The organism is Haloterrigena alkaliphila (assembly GCF_017352155.2).
GTDB classification, from domain to species: domain Archaea; phylum Halobacteriota; class Halobacteria; order Halobacteriales; family Natrialbaceae; genus Haloterrigena; species Haloterrigena alkaliphila.
In genome coordinates, this window is sequence record NZ_CP084319.1 from 226328 (window position 1) to 244211 (window position 17884).

20 protein-coding genes and 8 pseudogenes are annotated in these 17884 nt (G+C 58.3%); 6 read left to right on the top strand and 22 right to left on the bottom strand.

Going from position 1 to position 17884, the window contains the following annotated elements; all coding sequences use genetic code 11:
- Positions 1-153 precede the first annotated feature (153 nt).
- The 5 genes and pseudogenes from J0X25_RS38610 to tnpA form a co-directional block, all read right to left on the bottom strand.
- Positions 154-621: a DUF6691 family protein gene (locus J0X25_RS38610; protein ID WP_226777068.1), complete on the bottom strand. Its 468-nt coding sequence runs from the start codon at positions 619-621 to the stop codon at positions 154-156.
- The gene (locus J0X25_RS38615; RefSeq protein WP_226777069.1) at positions 621-1106 is read right to left on the bottom strand and encodes a YeeE/YedE family protein; all 486 of its coding nucleotides are present in this window, start codon (positions 1104-1106) and stop codon (positions 621-623) included. Before J0X25_RS38615 ends, J0X25_RS38610 begins: the two co-directional genes overlap by 1 nt.
- Before the next feature lie 328 nt (positions 1107-1434).
- Positions 1435-1728 (bottom strand): annotated as a pseudogene (locus tag J0X25_RS38620) (DUF6735 family protein); the annotation flags it as partial.
- A gap of 109 nt (positions 1729-1837) precedes the next feature.
- Positions 1838-2299: pseudogene (locus J0X25_RS38625) on the bottom strand (biosurfactant protein 1); the annotation flags it as partial.
- 62 nt (positions 2300-2361) lie between these two features.
- A pseudogene (tnpA, locus tag J0X25_RS38630) lies at positions 2362-2759 on the bottom strand (IS200/IS605 family transposase).
- Between the two features lie 53 nt (positions 2760-2812).
- Between tnpA and J0X25_RS38635 the strand changes: the two are divergent.
- Positions 2813-2968, top strand: coding sequence for a DUF2080 family transposase-associated protein (locus tag J0X25_RS38635; protein WP_006067108.1), 156 nt, complete (start codon positions 2813-2815; stop codon positions 2966-2968).
- Entirely contained in the window at positions 2965-4242 is a 1278-nt protein-coding gene (locus tag J0X25_RS38640; protein WP_226777070.1) for a transposase, read from the top strand. The genes J0X25_RS38635 and J0X25_RS38640 overlap by 4 nt, the downstream gene beginning before the upstream one ends.
- Positions 4243-4282: 40 nt before the next feature.
- Here the strand turns inward: J0X25_RS38640 and J0X25_RS38645 are convergent.
- The 5 genes and pseudogenes from J0X25_RS38645 to J0X25_RS39880 all read right to left on the bottom strand — a co-directional run.
- Positions 4283-4702 (bottom strand): annotated as a pseudogene (locus J0X25_RS38645) (biosurfactant protein 1); the annotation flags it as partial.
- A 245-nt stretch (positions 4703-4947) separates the two neighbouring features.
- Positions 4948-5769, bottom strand: coding sequence for an SWIM zinc finger family protein (locus J0X25_RS38650; RefSeq protein ID WP_226777071.1), 822 nt, complete (start codon positions 5767-5769; stop codon positions 4948-4950).
- Between the two features lie 200 nt (positions 5770-5969).
- Positions 5970-6422 (bottom strand): toxin-antitoxin system TumE family protein, encoded by a 453-nt coding sequence (locus J0X25_RS38655; protein WP_226777072.1) that lies wholly within the window; start codon positions 6420-6422, stop codon positions 5970-5972.
- Positions 6419-6931 (bottom strand): winged helix-turn-helix domain-containing protein, encoded by a 513-nt coding sequence (locus J0X25_RS38660; RefSeq protein ID WP_226777073.1) that lies wholly within the window; start codon positions 6929-6931, stop codon positions 6419-6421. Before J0X25_RS38660 ends, J0X25_RS38655 begins: the two co-directional genes overlap by 4 nt.
- Positions 6932-7093: 162 nt before the next feature.
- On the bottom strand, positions 7094-7225 hold the full coding sequence (locus tag J0X25_RS39880; protein WP_279387678.1) for a hypothetical protein: 132 nt from the start codon (positions 7223-7225) through the stop codon (positions 7094-7096).
- A gap of 53 nt (positions 7226-7278) precedes the next feature.
- On the opposite strand from J0X25_RS39880, the gene J0X25_RS38665 reads away from it, so the two are divergent.
- Complete coding sequence (locus tag J0X25_RS38665) at positions 7279-8553, top strand: RNA-guided endonuclease InsQ/TnpB family protein (RefSeq protein WP_226777074.1); 1275 nt, start codon at positions 7279-7281, stop codon at positions 8551-8553.
- Between the two features lie 32 nt (positions 8554-8585).
- Here the strand turns inward: J0X25_RS38665 and J0X25_RS38670 are convergent, their stop codons facing one another.
- Together J0X25_RS38670 and J0X25_RS39770 are read right to left on the bottom strand one after the other, a co-directional pair.
- Positions 8586-9524 (bottom strand): transcription initiation factor IIB, encoded by a 939-nt coding sequence (locus J0X25_RS38670; protein WP_226777075.1) that lies wholly within the window; start codon positions 9522-9524, stop codon positions 8586-8588.
- A gap of 205 nt (positions 9525-9729) precedes the next feature.
- Entirely contained in the window at positions 9730-11721 is a 1992-nt protein-coding gene (locus J0X25_RS39770) for an AAA family ATPase (RefSeq protein ID WP_486606266.1), read from the bottom strand.
- A gap of 45 nt (positions 11722-11766) precedes the next feature.
- Here J0X25_RS39770 and J0X25_RS38685 point away from each other — a divergent pair.
- Both J0X25_RS38685 and J0X25_RS38690 read left to right on the top strand, forming a co-directional pair.
- Positions 11767-12501 (top strand): annotated as a pseudogene (locus tag J0X25_RS38685) (ComEC/Rec2 family competence protein); the annotation flags it as partial.
- The gene (locus J0X25_RS38690) at positions 12501-12776 is read left to right on the top strand and encodes a DUF3006 domain-containing protein (protein ID WP_226777076.1); all 276 of its coding nucleotides are present in this window, start codon (positions 12501-12503) and stop codon (positions 12774-12776) included. The pseudogene J0X25_RS38685 and the gene J0X25_RS38690, both read left to right, overlap by 1 nt.
- A 5-nt stretch (positions 12777-12781) precedes the next feature.
- Here the strand turns inward: J0X25_RS38690 and J0X25_RS38695 are convergent, their stop codons facing one another.
- The 10 genes and pseudogenes from J0X25_RS38695 to J0X25_RS38725 all read right to left on the bottom strand — a co-directional run bounded on the left by J0X25_RS38695 (position 12782) and on the right by J0X25_RS38725 (position 17292).
- Positions 12782-13225, bottom strand: coding sequence for a hypothetical protein (locus J0X25_RS38695; protein WP_226777077.1), 444 nt, complete (start codon positions 13223-13225; stop codon positions 12782-12784).
- 7 nt (positions 13226-13232) lie between these two features.
- The gene (locus J0X25_RS38700) at positions 13233-13787 is read right to left on the bottom strand and encodes a DUF4208 domain-containing protein (RefSeq protein ID WP_226777078.1); all 555 of its coding nucleotides are present in this window, start codon (positions 13785-13787) and stop codon (positions 13233-13235) included.
- 65 nt (positions 13788-13852) lie between these two features.
- Positions 13853-14287, bottom strand: a complete 435-nt coding sequence (locus J0X25_RS40065; RefSeq protein ID WP_486606267.1) for a DUF8030 family protein — start codon at positions 14285-14287, stop codon at positions 13853-13855.
- A 151-nt stretch (positions 14288-14438) separates the two neighbouring features.
- A complete protein-coding gene (locus J0X25_RS38705; protein WP_226777079.1) occupies positions 14439-14756 on the bottom strand; it encodes a SlyX family protein in 318 nt (105 codons plus the stop codon).
- Between the two features lie 62 nt (positions 14757-14818).
- Positions 14819-14905 (bottom strand): annotated as a pseudogene (locus tag J0X25_RS40035) (DUF7568 family protein); the annotation flags it as partial.
- 6 nt (positions 14906-14911) lie between these two features.
- The gene (locus J0X25_RS38710) at positions 14912-15403 is read right to left on the bottom strand and encodes a DUF7995 family protein (protein ID WP_226777308.1); all 492 of its coding nucleotides are present in this window, start codon (positions 15401-15403) and stop codon (positions 14912-14914) included.
- A 108-nt stretch (positions 15404-15511) separates the two neighbouring features.
- Positions 15512-15934 (bottom strand): DUF8025 family protein, encoded by a 423-nt coding sequence (locus J0X25_RS38715; protein WP_226777080.1) that lies wholly within the window; start codon positions 15932-15934, stop codon positions 15512-15514.
- A 75-nt stretch (positions 15935-16009) separates the two neighbouring features.
- A pseudogene (locus J0X25_RS38720) lies at positions 16010-16279 on the bottom strand (DUF6735 family protein); the annotation flags it as partial.
- A gap of 49 nt (positions 16280-16328) precedes the next feature.
- Positions 16329-16583, bottom strand: a pseudogene (locus J0X25_RS39945) (TSUP family transporter); the annotation flags it as partial.
- Positions 16584-16587: 4 nt separating this feature from the next.
- A complete protein-coding gene (locus J0X25_RS38725) occupies positions 16588-17292 on the bottom strand; it encodes a DUF2270 domain-containing protein (protein ID WP_226777081.1) in 705 nt (234 codons plus the stop codon).
- Between J0X25_RS38725 and J0X25_RS38730 the strand changes: the two genes are divergently transcribed.
- Positions 17192-17872, top strand: a complete 681-nt coding sequence (locus tag J0X25_RS38730; protein WP_226777312.1) for a DUF7344 domain-containing protein — start codon at positions 17192-17194, stop codon at positions 17870-17872. The two genes, J0X25_RS38725 and J0X25_RS38730, sit on opposite strands and share 101 nt — an antisense overlap.
- Positions 17873-17884 lie beyond the last annotated feature (12 nt).

The window sequence follows — 17884 nt, forward strand, 5'->3', positions numbered from 1 at the left end:
GTCTCCTCGTCGTCGGTCGTCGAGTGATGACACCAGCAAGGAGGAAGTCCGGAAACGGCTTCGGCTGACCCTGTTCGGGGCGGTACCGACGGCCTCGTTATAACCCGACGATGGTTTTCTACTGAGGAGGTGCATCTTACCCCGGGACCGTCTTCAATCCCCAGTAGTCGCCGTCTCGCGACTCGCCGACTGTCGGTGTGCACGCCAGAGCCCCTGGACATAGGCACCGACGAACATCCCGACGACGGCCCAGAGGATCGGGTAATTGCCGATTCCCAGACTCGCGTAGCCAGTACCGGGACAGACGCCCGAAAGCCCCCAACCAGCACCGAAGACGACGCCACCGACGACGACGTTCCTATCGAACCCCTTCTCACGGCCGGCGTAGCGCGTCCCCGTCAGCGGCGCCGTCTCGAGGACTCGCGTTCCCAACTGGATCGCGAGGCCCGTGACGAGGGCCGCACCGCCCATCACGAAGAGCAGTCCGAAGTCCTCGAGCTGGAGGAAGTCCAGCACGATGTCGGGGCGGGCCATCCGACTGTACGCCAACCCGAACCCGTGCGAGAGTCCGCCGGCGACGACGAGGGCCATGAATAGCGGCCCGTGGTCGTCGTCACTCATCAGGGAGTCACCCCTAGCGAGGCGACGACGAGTGCCGTCGCGACGGCGACGCCGATGAACAGCGCCACGTTCACGATCGACGTTCGGGACAGCGACGCGATGCCGGAGACACCGTGGCCGGACGTACAGCCCTTCCCGATTCGGGTGCCGATCCCGACGAGGATCCCCCCGCCGAGCAACCGCCACCACTGCACGTCGGTGACGAAGGCGCCGGCGGTGAACGCGAACTCGTAGACGGCCGCGCCGGCGACGATACTGACCGCGAAGACGACCCGCCAGTCGCGTGACGTGACGTACTTCTCGCGCTGGAACCGCGGGAGGTCGGAGGCGTACGACAGCGTCGTCTCGAGAAACGTGCTGTTCCCGGCGAGAATCCCCGTCCCTAGGTAGATGACGCTAATGCCGAGGCCGACGAACAGACCACCGATTAGGTAGTGATCGATTCCCCGGGGGAACAGGTTGACCGCTATCGAGAGAGCGGACATTATTGCGGGCGATATCACGATCACGGCCCACTCCCTCCCGAAAGCGTAACTCGATTGACGATGCGCGCGTTCGAGGTGATTCCGAGCGAACGGATATCGACGTGTTGCGAGCGATGGTTCCTGTCGAACTCGGTGAAACTGGATACTGGCACTGGGGAACCTAACACGGTTGAGCGAAATAAGGACCGTACCTGAATTCCAATACAACACAATATCATTGCCGGCTAACGGCCGCTTCTGTTCGAGAACGGGCTCGAGTGGCGTCCAGAGAGGACGGGCACGGGACGATCGGTCCATCGGGTAGGGGGTCGTCCGTCTCGTGCAGCCACGTCTCCGAGTCGTACTGCAGGCCGAACCACAGCGTCCGATACGCGGTCACCTCGAACGTCGTCGACACCACGAAAAACGCCTCGTGATGGAGATAGTCGAGGTGGTCAGCGACGATCTCGTCGAGCGTGAGGCCGGTGGCGCGGGGTTTCGGCTCGACGGCATCTGCCTCGAGGCCATCGGCCAGTTCCGCCAGCAGCTGTTTCGCCCACTTGGAGTCGGTGCCTTCGCCATCGAACGGCGTTTCAGCTGTGATGTGGTGTTTGAGCTTCAGGTTCGCTACGCCCCAGTGAATGTAGTGGAGCGTGTACTAGCCACCGGTACGTTCGTACGCGACAAGTCTTAACCAACAGTCTTGGGAATTTACATTCTGCGTTGGTTAAGATACTACTCAGCCGATTATCCTACTCGGGATCTGGTCCGTGACAAGGAGACTGACATACTTGGCAATTCCACATCGGCTGGCCCGACCACTCGTCATTTGGGACAGTCTCGAGCTCTTGGAACTGATGCTCAGTCATTCGACCACACTTGCGACATTCAAGACGTGTTTTCGAGGGAGCACTGGGTTGACGATCCTCTAAGTGCTCGTCATCGACGGATCGCTGAAGTGCAATTGCTGGCACCAACCAGACGTCGTTCTCCGCGCTCTCCAGTAGGGCTGTAAGCCGACCTTCGACGCAAATGTCGTACCCACCCTCGTCGTAGAGGAACGTCGTGTGCGCCCCTTCATTCCGCAAATGCGTCGAATCTGTCTGTCCCGTCCGCTCACGAGCGGCGGTGAGTAGCTGTTCACCGCTTTCGGAGGTAGCTCGAACTGCTTCGGGCAGCGAGGGCCACTTGTCGGCCAGCTGTGCAGCGGGCTCTACAGGCTGAGCAGGCCGAGTGCCTCGGGGCTTGACCCCGAGGGTGAAGGCCGTACGCTCCGCTAAACGTGTTCCGTGCGCTCGATATACTGCTCAATCGTGTCTGTCGAAACGTCGCCTGCCGTCCCAACGTAGTACGATTCCTCCCAGAATCCACCACCCCACAGATACTCCTCCAAGAACGGTTCATGCTGTTCCCACATCTCCCGCGCTGTGATACTCTTGACTGTCCGCACAATCTCGCTCGGCGCGTACTTCGGGTGGGCTGATAGGAACAGGTGTACGTGGTCGGGCGAAATGTGGAGCGACAGTATCTCGTAGCCGTACTCGTTGCATACATCGCGGAAACTCGCTTCTAGCGAGTCTTGATTGGTTCGAGGATGGCGTGGCGGTACTTCGGACACCACACGAAGTGGTAGTTGACGTTGTACACCGTGTGGTTCGACCGCTTCTCGCCCATATCGAACCCACTCCACCAACACAGTTAAGTATATCCGAAGGATATACACAGGTATGGTGAATCGCTTTGAAATCGACGGCGAGGAAGTTCTCGACGGTGAGGTCAAACCGTTCGGGAACAGTGCCCACGTTACCGTCCCCAAACGCTGGCGTGGTGCGGACGTGAAGGTCGTCCGAACCTCAGAACCCACCGAACAAGACGAAGAATGACCGACGCACAGGCTCTCGTCAAGACGCTGGACTTCCAACTCGACATCCAGAGTGACAACGAGAGCCTACTGTACGACGCCACGCTCGAAGCCCGCTCGGTGTACAACGAAACCATTCGACTCGCCAAGCAAGGCGTGGACTGGGACGCGATTCCCGACCGCGTGGCCGACGACGCCAACCTCGTGAAGAACACGACTCAGCGCGTCGTCGCCAAGGCTCTCGGCGCGATGGAGAACTACTACGAGTACGACGACTTTGGTCAGCCGAGTCACACCAAGGACGGTGCGTACCCGCTCCGAGCCAACTACGAGGAGGGCTACAACCTGTCGCTCACCGACGACGGTAACGTGGCGTTCCGTATCAGCGCGAAACCCTACAAGCACGCCAAGGGCGTCCTCGACGGGAGTGACGCCCACCTCGACATTCTCAAGACTGCGCTCACGAGCGACGAGTGGAAGATTGGGACGGCGGAAGCCCTGTTCCACGACGAGAACGCCGAGTTGCACGTCAACGTCACCAACACCGAGCAATCTGTTCGAGACAAGCAGCACTCACGGACGGTTGTCGGCGTGGACGTGAACGAGGACAACGTGGCCCTCACCGCACTCTCTGAGGATGACGTTGAGGACTCGTTGGTCATCGACTTCCCCGAAATCAAGTTCGAGCGCCACCGCTATTTCACGATGCGGAAGCGCGTCCAGAACGCGGGAAAAGACAGCATACACGACACGCTCGAAGGGCGTGAGGAACGGTTTGTCCGTGACCGACTCCACAACGTGTCTCGGCACATCGTAGAGTGGAGCCAGCAGTTCGAGAGGCCGTGCATCGTCTTTGAAGACCTCAAAGAGATGCGCGACAGTATCGACTACGGCACGCGGATGAACCGACGCTTGCACCACCTCCCCTTCCGCGCCCTACAGTTCTATACGTCGTACAAGGCGGCGTTCGAGGGGATTCCGACTGGATGGATTGACCCGTACAAGACGAGTCAACGGTGTCCGATGTACGGGCATGCCGAGCGAGCGAACCGCAACAAGAAGCGGTTCAAGTGTCGGTCGTGTTCCCACCAAGACCACAGCGACCGTGGTGCAAGCGTCAATATCGCCGTGAAAGGCATCAAGAAGCATCAGGTCTGGAATGTGCCTGCTCTCAACAGACTTCCCGTTGTTCGGAAGGTGCGACGGCAGGCATCGGGGGCCGTGGACGCCCCGACCGTGACCCACGACACCGTTCGAGGTTATCAGACCGATGGTATCGTGGGAGTGTCCGACTAAACCACGGGAAGCCTCGGGGCTTGACCCCGAGGCGGTTCACATCGAGGTCGTAGATCAGTTGGCAGTTGTCGACCGCTGGGTCCCTGTCAGCCTTCGTGAGTAGCGTGGCCGCAGCAGCACCCTTCGCGACGGCGGTATAGAACGTCGACGCCTCGACGAGCAGATGGACGATATGGAGTAGTATCCACTCAGTATCTGGTGTGGGACTCTCGTCGCTGGTTCCATCAAGATGGTTCGTGAGGCAGAACCGGCACTTCGTCTGAGAGGTCGGAATCGATGCCCCACAGGATCGACACTTGTTTTCAGACTCGGTCTGCTGGTCAGGATATCCTGTACTGGTTGATGCAACACGCTGCCGGCGGGCCTCCCAATCCCCACATCCGCTCAGCTTATCGTCTGGCATGTGGGTCGCCTCGCCGGTCGGCCGCAGCTCCTCAAAGTCAGAATCTCGGTTGTACATCGATTGGCTCGTAGGTTCTGCCGGGATGGTATTTCAACGTCAGGGTGACCGTGCTCGCGACTTCTTCTTGAATTACGCGAAGACACCTCGTAACGCTCTCCAATACATCACTAGGTGTATGATGCGCTACGACCATTGATGTCGCCGCCCTCACTGACGCGGTGCCCCTCAATATCGGCGAGTCCAAGTATCGCTCGTCGCGGACCAGTCATGACGCGCTCCGAACGTCGTCGACGCCGCGTGAGCTACTCGCAGGACTGTTCGCCTACCTTTTCTCGGAGCTCGGCCGCTGCCCGCTCGAAGTGCTCCGCGAGGAATGGCGTTCCCGACGTCGCTCGCTCATCGAGGAATGCGACGGCGTCTGTGACCGTGTCGGCGTCGCGTTCCGTGGCCACGACACAGTCGACGTACCCGTCGAGTGCCCGTCTGAACGCACTCGAGAAGTGGTCGTATGCGCCGTCGACGCGCTCCATGTTGTCGTCAAGCGACTCGATAAGTCCCCGGTAGACGATCATCGCTGATCTGTACTGCCCCTGCTTGCGGTACTCGTTCGCGAGATCGAACCACTGCGTGAAGTCGATCGGCTCGAAAACGATGTCGTACTCAGGGTTCGTCTCCTCAAACCGCCGATCGATCGAGGTGCGAAGTTCGTTGACCGACCGCCTCGTTGACCCACCGGCATGGGCGTGAAACCGATCGCGGAGGTCCGCATCGGTCACGAGTTCTTCACGCAGGAACGCGCGGAGCTCGTCGGCGTCGGCACCGTTGAGTGCAGCGTCGAGTCGATCGCCTTCGTCTGGGGGGCGGTCGTCAACACACCGAAGCAACACGGCGACGACGTGCTTGCACGTTCCCGGCCCGTCGTACGGACAGTCGCACCACGGGGCAAACCCGTCGGCGGCGAGGTCAACACGGACATCATACTGACGGCTGCCGCTCACGACGGCGGTTACGGTGGCGTCGACGCGGTGAATTTCATGGACACGGCCCTCAGCAAGGTATCGTTCGCCGCGCTCGAAGACCGCGTCCGTGCAGACATCCCGAACCATGTTTTCGGTTACGTCCATGTGCGTGGACGGTGTTCCAGCGCGAGCGGGAAAAACCGATACGTCGATCTCGCTTTCGCTCCAGATCGGAACGTTCTCACTCTGAGAGAAGTCGCGATACTGTTGCAGTGCCGCATCAACACCACTACGGGCGCGACGGGATACCGCTACGGCCGTGTCTCAATGGTGAGATCCCTTCTAGACTTTCGCGGTAGTCATCCTTACGGTGGATTTGACGCACTATTCAGCCGATCCAGGTCATCGTGCTCGTACGCTGCTCGCCACATCGTATGGACTGCACGAGTGACGAGTGACACCTCGGTCACGTCGATACAGGACGGTTCGGCTGCCGTCGTGGTGGCCTCGGGAGGAGGATGGAAATGGATTTCGGGTGAGTGTGTATTCGGGTGCCGATCGAATCGCCAGTTAATGTCTTCGCTATCGACGTAATGAAACGAATACATCCCCAGTTCGCTCCACTGGATATCGAGTCGCGCAGCGTCGGCGTCTCCAAGGCCGTCGCTGAGACTGATCTGCAGTTCCGTGGGTGCGACGACGTCATCGTACGAGGTTGCGTCGACTAACGGCTCAAGCTCGAGCCAGAGGTCACGAATCTGCTGAAGCGCCGGGAGATAGATCGGTCCGAACTCGCCGGCTCGGTCGTCCTCGCTCATACAGCAAGCTGGTGGCTGGCCTCGTCGTAGGCAAGTGCTGCTTGGGCGACGGCGAGATTCTGCCGCGTCGTTCGCCACGCGGTGAGGTCGTCCCAGCCCTCCGTCTCGTCGGCGTCGAGTTGCTGGCTGAGCTCTTCGGGTGACACCACGTCGTAGCGGTCCTCATAGCGTCGGATCTCGGCCTTCATTTCCTTGATGCTGTCGAGCAACTCCGGCCGATTGACTTCCTCACGAAGCTCGCGGATCCGCGACATCAACACCCGGTCGCTGTTTCGCTTGTACAGCGTTGTTTGGCCGTCCTGCTCCGTCTCGGCGAAGCCCGTGTTCACGAGCGCCTTGCAGTGTCGACGTGCCGTCGGTTCGCTCACGAGGGCGCGGTCAGCGATCTCGGCTGCCGACTGCCCACCGTGGGTTTGCTCAACGATTTCGTACACCCGCTCGAATGGCGTGGTATCCTCTTTCCAGTCCGCTTTGACCTGTTCGTTGATGTCATCCCACGTCTCGGTCATACTGGGTGCTACGCACTCTATGAACAAATAATTTCCTAAGAAAATTATTCCTTTCGACGGTGCTTGTATAGGAGCATCGTCAGGCTACCTGATTCAAGGAGAGAGTCCTGCTGTTCACGGCGGGCGTGAATTTGACAACTGTCGAACTGCCGCCGACACTGCTCAGTCTAGAGTATCCAAGTCTTTCGCCGCGTGGAGCAACATTCCTTCCCACGTTAGGCCGTGTTCCTTCTTAATTCGGTCTAACCGCTCATGCACGTCGTCGTCAACCACCACGTGGATGTTTTTCACCATACAAACATACAAAAACTAAACATACATTAGCCTTCGGGTACAAGGAGAAGTTAATGAAGCGGACCAACACGTTCGATGTGATTCCTCAGTCCGAGAAGGACGAGGAGTTGCTTCAACGCCTGTTGGACGCTTCTGCCGCTCTCTGGAACGAAATCAACTACGAGCGCCGCGAACACTACGCCGACCCAAACGCCGACGTATGGGACATAAGCGAGTATCGCGGGCGGTACGGAGACACGCTCGGAGCTTCGACCGTTCAGCAAATCGAACGGAAGAACCGCGAAGCGTGGCGGTCGTTCTTCGCGCTCAAGAAGAAGGGCGAAGCCAACGGGAAGCCCGGATACTGGGGCAACGAACGCGAAGGACGCGAACTCCGAACGTACATCCGCAACACGTCGTACTCCGTCGAGTGGGGCGAATACTCCCGACTCGAAATTCTCGTCGGCCAAGACCTGAAAGACGAGTACGGTCTGGGACACCGCGAACGTCTCCGGCTCGAAGTCCGGGGCAACCCCAACTGGGAAGAGTACGACAAGCAGGGCCGGTTGGAGTTGTTCTGGGACGAGAACGCACAAACATTCAGGGCCTTTCAGCCAGTCACAATCGGCACTTCTCGGCTGGCACAACCACTGGCGGGCGAAACCGCCGCTCTGGACATTGGTGCGAACAATCTCGTCGCCTGTACGACCACGACCGGCACGCAACTGCTGTACGAAGGGCACGACTTGTTCGAGCGGTTTCGCGAGACGACGCGAGAAATCGCGCGGTTGCAGTCGCTCTTGGACGACGGCCGGTACAGCAGCCACCGGATACGGTCGCTATACCGACGGCGGACACGACGACGCGACCATGCCCAAGACGCGCTCGTACGCCACCTCATCGAACGGTTGCACAGTGAAGGTGTCTCCACGGTGTATGTCGGCGCGTTAACGGACGTACTCGATACGCATTGGTCGGTCGAAGCGAACGCCAAGACGCACAACTTCTGGGCGTTCCGGCAGTTCATCGACCGACTCGCGTGTACTGCCGAGGAGTATGGTATGACGGTCGAAACTCGGTCGGAAGCGTGGACAAGCCAAGAGTGCCCACAGTGCGGTTCAACCGAGCGGACGACGCGCCACCGCGACACGCTGACGTGTCCGTGCGGCTTTGAGGGGCACGCGGACCTTACGGCAAGCGAGACGTTCCTGAGACGGCAGACGACGGTAACACGGCCGATGGCACGGCCTGTGCGCCTCAAGTGGAACGACCACGAATGGTCAGAGTCACCACACTCTTGTTCCAACGAGGAGCGCACGAACCCGAAAGTTGCCTCCGTGGGCCGGTAAGCGATACCCCCAGCGTGAGGAAACCCCGGCGTTCACGCCGGAGAGGATGTCATCTGCTCTTCTAACGTGTCTTGATGCGACCGGATGGTCGTTGCAGTGACGCTCGCCGCCGCAACGACTTCCGCCTGCGTCAGCCATCGTCCCTCTTCACGACCCACCTTATACAGACAGGCGGCTGCGAATCCTGATGGTTTGACACCCGACGCCACTCCTGTCGATTCAGACTGTTCAGCCAACCTTCGGGCTCGCTGTCGGATGTACGCTGGAACATCGAGTTCTGACGCAAGTCGGGGGATGAATTCGCTAGGGCGAACAGGCTGGGTCGGCAGCCCGAGTTCTGTATTCAGTGTCTTGTACGCATTCGTGACTCTCGATTGTTCAACGCGTGCTGCGTCGACGACGTCGTCGAGTAACCGCGAGTGGCCGTTACAGCGACAGACTCCATAGACGCTTGCTGCAGCTATCGCCTCGATTGATCGGCCTCGAAGCAGGTCTTCGCTTTGAGCGCTCCGGAACAGTTGACACGCCTGATCCCGAACCGAACCTGAGAGCTCGAGGACGCTCGCGATTCTTCGAACTTCACCCAAGCCGTGTGCGAGGTTTCGCTCGGCTTTCGACTGGAAGCGACCACGAGTCTGTTCACGCCGCATCCGGGATAGCTGCTGGCGCTTTCTCCCGGAGAGTTTGTTCCCGTTCGCATCTTTCCAGCGACCGATCTCGGTTGAAAGTCCTCGGTCATGACGTGCCGCTGTAAGTGGAGCACCCGTCCGCTTTCGCTGGTCCTGATCGTGAGTTCTCCATTCAGGACCCTGGTCGATTCGTTGTTCGTCAATAACGAGTCCACAGTCCTCACAGATGGTTTCGACCGAGTTGGTAGTGACCTGGCCATCGCACTCCGGACATAGGTTCGTGCTGGAGTTTGTCTGGACGTCCTCGTCGAAGCCCGTTTCGTAGATGTCTCTGGTTGCCATTGTTCTCATCGTGTTTCGGGGAACCCACCAGTACGGTGAGCCCCTCACCCATTGAGGGGACGAAAAACTCTGTGCAGGACTGCCGAATCTACTGAGGGATTTGGCGGGATTGAATTACGGTGTCGTAGTCCTCGAAAACGTAATGAAGGGCACTATGAGCGCCGAGGCCGTTTCTCCTATGCATGCCCATACGGGAATCAACTTTTCAGATATGTTGCTCAACCGGCTCCAAGGCGTAGAACTCCTCCAGCTTGTCCCGGCCGGTCAGGTTTGAATCCGCCATCGCCACAATCAGTTGGTAGCTTTCCAGGATTTCAGGAAGCTCCAACAAGAAGTCCGTAACGTCTGCTGCGTTCTCATCGTCCGGACCATTCCCGTACGGCGAGTCAATCAGCAGCAGTTTGAGCGGAACCGTCTCGCGCTCCTCCTCTAACTCTGCCAAAACCGTAGTGTGGAAAAGCAGCATATGCAGAAGGAGCTCTGCATCAGTCTGTCCCAACAGTCCTGGCGATCTCTGTGTGTTGTCTGTCCGGTGGATCGTGTAGCTGTACGAATCGCCTCTGTCGAAGCGGACACCGGTGGCATTGGCAAAGGTGCCGCGTGTGAAGACGTCCAAGAGGGATTCCATCCGTTCTTCCAGTCTGTTCTTCAACCGTCGACGGGCTTTCTTCCGCTCCTCGGATATAATGCTTTGATAGGACTCCAACGCATCCATCCGCTGCTCCTTCCTCTGTCCTTCCTCGTCAATTTGGCTCCACTCCCATACCTGCCGGGCAACACCATGCAACGTGCCCTTCTTTGCGTCAATACTGAGCTCAAGAGAAGTGTTCTTGTCCCGCAAATTTTCGATTTCCTGCTCTACCTTCTCCTTCTCACGCTTGTACTCTGCAAAGCCAGACTGCTCCTCCCGCAATTTTAGGGTTTCAAGCTGGTCTCTCTTCTCCTCCAGCTCCTCTTCCAAGAACTCGATCTCGCCCTCCAGTGTCCTCTGCCGGCTCTCCAATTCTTCCAGTTCTTCCTGCCTTTTCTCCCGCTCAACTACCTCGCCTTCCTCGTCAACCTCAGACACCGTTTCGTAACGGTCATCCGGAGCATCCTTCCCGCAGAGTGGACAGTCGCCGTGGTCGTTGAAACGTTGCTGCTGCTCCGGGTCAACATCGCGGGTGCAGACCGGACACCGGTTCGGCAGTGAGATCAGCTGTTGGATTTCCTGTAAAGCGGGTGCAATCTCGTCGGTTGCAGTTTCATCCTTCAACTTAGAGATTTCCTGCTTCACACTCCGGAACTCGTCCTCCTTCTCTTGGAGACGAGACTGAGTATCCGATATCTCATCCTTCAAATCGATTTTCTCGGAGAGAGCTGAGTCTGTCTCGCTCTTATCGAGAAGCCGGTCAAGTTCCTCCCGTCTTTCTACCTTCTCAGAAAGCTGGTCCTCCTTCTCTTGGAGACGAGACTGAGTATCCGATATCTCATCCTTCAAATCGATTTTCTCGGAGAGAGCTGAGTCTGTCTCGCTCTTATCGAGAAGCCGGTCAAGTTCCTCCCGTCTTTCTACCTTCTCAGAAAGCTGGTCCTCTACCTGTTCCTGCTCCTGCCGCAGCTCCTGGATTTCGTCATTGATCCGTTTAGCCCGCTGCTTGTACTCCAGCAACCGAGTCTTCGCTTCCTGTTCTTCGTCCTCCAACTTGCACTCCTCAAGTTCACTGCGTATCGCCCTATCCACCTTGGTGAGCTTGATACCGAACAGGAGATCGATCAGATCTGTGGCCTCGTCCCAACCATAGAAGCTGCGGAGGTCACCGGAGATAATGCTGAACAAGGAGAATAGGTTGAACCGGTCGAAACCCTGCTCATACAGCGGTGTGATGCCGATTAAGTCGTCGACTTCTGACTGGGTGCGCTGCTCCGCCTCGCTGTGTTCACTGTCCTCCGGATTTTCGATGACGTTGGGCTTATTGTAGCCTTCATAGCTCTGATTCCGCTCCATCTCCCGGTGGACTAGGTAGTTGCGGCGGCCCTTCCGCCAGTACCCGTCGGTTTTTAGCTTCTTGTAGTTCCGGTTGATCGGTCTCGTGATCAATGGATCGTCATTGTCTCTGCCGAATAGGTTGAACCGGGTGGCCTCAATGAAGCTGCTCTTCCCTTTCGAGTTTCGTCCGTGAATGATGGTGGCCCGGTCAGGAATGGAAACGTCCAACTCATCAATGACTTTGAACCCTTCAATATCCATTCGGGTCAGGGAGACCAGCTCGTCGCAACACACGGGCATGCCGACCACATCGGCGGCCACGATGCGATCATCGAACACTACGAAACCGAACGTGATGGCATCGGCACAGCCTACGACTCTGGCGTTGCACACACGAGCCAGACCTACGAGCGATATCTCGACACCATCGAAGACCACGACATCGAACTTCTGGTCGTCGAAGACGGCAATCACTTCGAGTTCGGCAACGCGAACGTCGACGTGCTCAACCCGCCCGAAGGAGACTCGGGTTCCGACCTTCACGATAATAGTGTAGCACTCTCCATCGAGTTCGGTGAGTTCTCTTATCTCACCACCGGCGATGCGGAAACCGCTGCGGAGCAACGAATGGTTGACGAACATGGAGACCAACTCGAGGCAGACGCGTATCAGGCGGGCCACCACGGTTCGACGACGTCCTCGACAACACCGTTCATGGACCAGGTGACACCGGACGTGGCGATCATCTCGAGTGCGTATGACTCCCAGTACGGCCATCCACACGATGAGGTTCTCGAGGACTTCGCTGATCAAGGAATCGAAACGTACTGGACCGCCGTTCACGGCGACGTCGTCCTCACGACTGACGGGAGCGATGTCGAACTCGAGACGGAACACGAGTTCTCGACTGATGCTGCAGCTCTCCCCGAGGCGAAACCAGATGATGACGACACACAGGCCTCGCTCACCCACCCGATTGACGTGCCTACAGCACCACTAGTCGGCTAATGAGTGAGACGTACACCGCGACGCTCGATCGGATCGTCGACGGACAGACAGCGGTGCTCTTGCTCGAAGAGGACGACGAGACCGTCGACCAACTCGACGTCGCCGTAACGACGTTGCCACCGGAGGCTCAGCACGAAGGGGCAGTTCTCAAGATTTCTGTCGAAGCAAGCGAACTCTGCGAAGCCGAATACCTTCCTGAAGTCACACAGTCTCGCAAGGAGTCTGCACAGGAGCACCTCGATCGTCTCTCGACGAGGTTATCGGATCGAGAGTAACAAATTCAGTCCGTAATTGTTCCCTCAACCCTTGCAGGGAGTCGCTGCAGGCAGGTTTCCAGAAAACTCAGGGGCGCTTCCGCCTCGAGGTGTCCAGGTTCGTGGATTAGTTCCTCATCAGTCTCGATCTGGAAGTGAGTTGTCCCAAGGTCTTCGTGGTCGTCATCTTTGTGCCATCCCAGACTGACTGCATCGTCGGCCCACTGCACACGCTGGACATCAGTACCAGCACGGGGACGCCAGGCAACCTCAAAAGTAGTCTGTTTTCGTGGAAATTCTTTCCCTAAGAACATCTCAGTATCAACGTCGGCAACAACAGATCGAGGACGGAGTCGTGATGGTCGATACTGGACGTTGGAAAAACCAGGTTCTTTCTCGAGGCGTTCTTTGATCCGACGAAGTCCTTCGCGCCGAGTGAATCCTCGGCCGCCAGCAAGAAACAGTACCATCTGTTTGTTAGCCTTCTTGCGGGAGCGTCCCTGTGCCAATCTCCCCGATACGCGGATCTGCGTCAAGCTTCGTCAGTGAACTCTGCAGGCTGATGGCAAGCTGAAGCGCTTCCCGTACCTGGATGTTGTACTCCCATTCCTCGATAGTCTCGAGGCGCTCACGTCGATCGCTGGACGACAGATCCTCACGTCCAATACTCCGGCGAAGTTCTTCGAGTGACTCGACGTCGTACGCTGCTTTCCACGAGTCGATTTCGTCACCGATTGCACGCAATTCATTGGTGAGTTCGTCTACAGACTGTTCTTCAGCGAGGGTGCGGACTTCGCGCAGGAATTGCGTGATGTCGTCTGGCTTGTAGCACATACCGTCAGCTGTTTCGACGACCTCGAGGTCGCCCTGATCGGCCATGCGATCGAGATATTTGGCAGCCGTATCCCTCGAGACATCCGCCTCTTCGGCAATCCAGCCAGCATTTTGTGGCGTCGTTCGAGTCAACGCAACATGCCTGACGCGGTCAGCAGCGTCCATCTCCGCTGGCCATGCACGTGATTGATCGCTCATTGGTCCCTGTAGAGTTGCCTTGGACTAATAGTTTGGCATGCTTCCGAATTATTTCGTATCTCTCGCTAAGGAAGTTGTCTGATCGGTTTGAGCACGAAACAGTCACGTCGACACGTTGCATCGAAATCCGGATCTGATGTCTCTGGCCGAGATCGTGCCAACCTGTTCACGAACTCTGTTCGAAGTTCCTCCCGACCGAGTGTCTCGGTATGCCAACCAACTCGAGCATCGTAGTGATACTTTAAGAAGACCTCTCCTCGAGGATTCTCTGCGGTATACTGTGTGCGTTTGGTGCCCCAGAGATGTGACGACCGGTACTCGGCAGCGAGGCCTTCATGTGTGAGTTCGATCAGAACCCACTCCACGTACGAGACGATCGAGACTCTGCTACGGTCGTTTGGAACAGAGAGGTGTCGACGAGTCTCCCGTGACGTGGCCGTTATCTCTCGAGGCGTCTTGTAGCCGACTCCCGGTTTCGGTGTTGGTGGTTCAGAACTCATAGTCAGTGAGGGGAGTCTATGATTCCCCTCACCCCTTCGGGGATGAGAAAACGTCCTGGTAAGCAGCGAAATTGCTCGAGTAATTGTTCTCCTCGGGAGTTACCCCACGCATCGACAGGTGATTTCACTTGTGGGGTAACTATCTGGAAGATCATCTTCGCCGCCACAATCGCTGCATCCGTGTTCGCAGTGATGACGACCCTTTATCTTTCTCGGAGGGTGGCTCAGTGGTATCCTTGAGGTCGCTCTCTTGCTGTTCAACGATCGATCGCAACTGCTGGCGCTCTGCTGTGAGTTGTTCGATCTGGTCACGTTGGTTAGCAATGATCTGCTCCAACTCGTCGATACGGGCCTCGAGAAGATCGTTCTTTTCCTCGAGATATACTCGATCAATCCCTTCAGAGCCCGGTTCTGCAATAGCTCCCTCGGGAGTCAAAGTAGTATCTGTATCAGTATTAGCAGCATCCACTGACGTCTCTCCAGTGAACCGCCTCGGGGTCAAGCCCCGAGGCACTCGGCCTGCTCAGCCTGTAGAACCGCTATCGCTCCGGTCTCAGCGTTCCGGTACTTGAGTGTGGTCGTCCGGCTCTCCCGTCGCCAGTTAGTGATTCGGGGCATAGTCGATCAGAAGTGGACGTCCGCGGGCACAATCCAGAGATCCTCACTTTCCTCAAGGAATCGATCCAACTGCTCGCGATGCCGGATGCCGTTCGCGTATTCGTTGTAGAGGAAGATCGTCGGTCCGTCGTACGCGCCGACCTGGTGGAACGCGTGCCGAGCAAGGCTCTCATCGCGCATGATATCCTCGCTGGAGAGCTCGTCAAGTGCCTCTCTCACTTGGTCGAGATTACGCTCGAACTCCGCTTTCGTTGCTTCCCATCCACGCTCGAGCAGTTCTTGCCCTTTCTCGGAATCGACGACCGCCGCAATCGGGAGGTCGCCCCACCGCGCTTTGCCTGCAACGGTTGTGTCCTCGTCGTCGAAGGTGACGAAGTAGTCAAACACAGCGCAGGCGTGTGGATTGGCGCCGACCAATCGCTCGAACACCGCCTTTCCGGTGGATAGCGCTTCGTTTTCTGTCGATGCCTCTACCAGCGCGTAAATTACCATATGCATCTCGAACACCTCGAAGCGCCGACGCACCGGGACCCGTCGTTCGCTCACCCCGTACTGCGCCGGCACCCATCGCCGGCGCAGAAAAACCACTCTCGGCACTTTCCTCTCTCAGGGGTCGTCCGCACGCTCGACGGTGATGGTCAGATCCCCAGATTCGTAGTTGGCCTCGAATGCGACCGAGAACCCATCCGACTCGTACGCCGCGTGGTAGGTTCGATGCAGTTCGAGCGAGCCGATTGCCTTGAAATGGAAGAATGCGGCTGCGGTGTAGGGCTTGCTGGCGGTCTCGATCTGGGTCTCCACCGAGGCTGGGAGTGCGATCTGTGGTGTGTCGGTGTCAATACTGGCTGCGAACTCACGTGCTTCGTCGACGGTCGCTTGCGAGTGCGCTGGCGTTTGGCCCGTCAGCACGTTCACCGGTGTCTCCGTTTCGTCGGTGAATAGGACGTCTTCGAAGGTGTGCGTTCCCAAGATTGCCTCGGGGCTCAACTCGCAGTCGTGGAACGGATCGTCGGCTGGTTGCTCGGTCATGGAATCACGAGCCCACGTAGGGGCTCACCCATTCCTGCCCCTGAAAAAACAGCAGTTGCCACGAAGCAGACCGACCTAGGAGTGGTTCAGGCTCGCTTTCTCGAGGGGTGATTCGCCAGTTGGGATAAGTAGCTCCTGTCGGTCTCCGATCCGCTCGGCCAGCTTTCGTTTCAGATACTGCCTCGCCGTCGATAGCGTGAATACGCCTTTGTCGATCATGTCGCCGACGACGTCTTTGAGGGCCGTGAACTGTCCCTGCAGGTGGCCGTCGCCGACCGGCTCGCCATCGTACCAGCGCACGGTCGCGAGCGCTCCGTTCCCGACTGTCTCTCCCTGTTCGACTGTACTGAGCTTCGACAGCAAGGACGACAGGGAGTCTGCTCACACCGAGATTCGCAAGTCCGAAATCAGCGAGTACGAGTAGTGTTCGTTTACCGAGTTCAATACCGATCGTCGTCCCAACGATCAACAGAACGCCGAGTCGATAGTCGACATGATCGAGATCGCGGTGAGCGAGAGTAGCAACGAGCGAGGTCCAGAATACGAACGCAAGACCAGTTCCGACGGCAGTGGGTGCGGAATGACCACTCCCCGGTGGGCTGGCCGTGCCGTCGCCCCGAACGAACTCCGGCTCCTTCGTCGTCGACACCGTTTCAACGATGTCGGCCGATTTCCGCCTCGTGGAGTTCGTCCTCGGCTTTCCACGTTCGCGGTCGAACCGTGACGAACACCGCGAGGAGGTAGCACGCGGCGACCGTCGCAGAGACGAGGAGACCCGGAATCTCGCCGATGGCGGCGCTTTCGGGCCAGGATTGGCTGGCGAACGCCGTGATGCGGACGACCCACGCGCCCAGAATTATCGTATACAGGAGCAGGTAGATCCGCCGCAGGCGATGGGCGATCGCCTCTCCGGCGGAAATCTTGATCGCGGGCCGTCGGTAGTCCTGGCTCAATTTCTCGCGCCACGACGGGTCTTCGAGGCCGGCGGAGGGGTCGAGCCCGTATGCGAAGACGTTCTTCTGGAGCGTTCGGACGCGCCCGCGCCAGATGTCGTACCCGCGGTAACGACGGGCCTCGATGATCAGGAACGCGGTCACCGCCGCTGCACCCAACAACACGACGTAGTGGGGATTGTTCCGACTCGAGAACGACCACGTGAGGATTGCGCTCATCACGACGATCGCCCAGTACGTCGTCTGGTCGAGCCGTTCTCGCCAGAACTTCATCCGGTGAATCTCGCCGCGGTAGAGGTGGGCCATGGCAGAACTCGGTCCCATATCTTCGTCCAGGAGGCCCGCGCCTATCTCGCGGTGTTCTGCGTCGTTCGGATCGACGTCTTTCGTCGACTCTCTGTCCATCGTTGTCGATTGTTCTCGAGCGACGACGAAAAACGAGGCGAATTCCGCCGCGTGGTTCGGTCCAACTGACCGTTCCCATCCGCTCGCGGTCTTCCTTCCGCCACAAACTGGTCGTCTGGCGATCCGTCGGCTGCGCGGTTTTCGGGTCGAGTACGGGTTCCGCTCGCGCGGATCCCGATTCTCAGTCGGGAAGAACGAGGACTCGAGTATGTCCCGTAGCGACACGTCTGTCGTAGTGATACACATGAATTTCGGAGTGACCGGTCGTCTCGTCGCCGCCCGTCTCGCGACCATTCTGGTCGTCACCGTCACAGTGACTGCTCGGGAGCGACCGGCGTCGAATGACTCTCGACGTCCTCGCGGGACAGGCGTCGCCGATCGAACTGCCGAGCTGGCGGCCGGAATCGTTGCCCGCGAAAACGGCGCGGACGCAGTCGACGACGAGACCGTCGCGTGCGTGGCGTGTTCGCTTCACCACGTCCACCGCCCGATGATCGACGCACTCGGCGTTATCGAGTACTCACCGGATACGAACCGTATCGGGGAATGTCCGACGCGATTCGACGTTCGAATCGAGTGAGTTCCGCTCGGC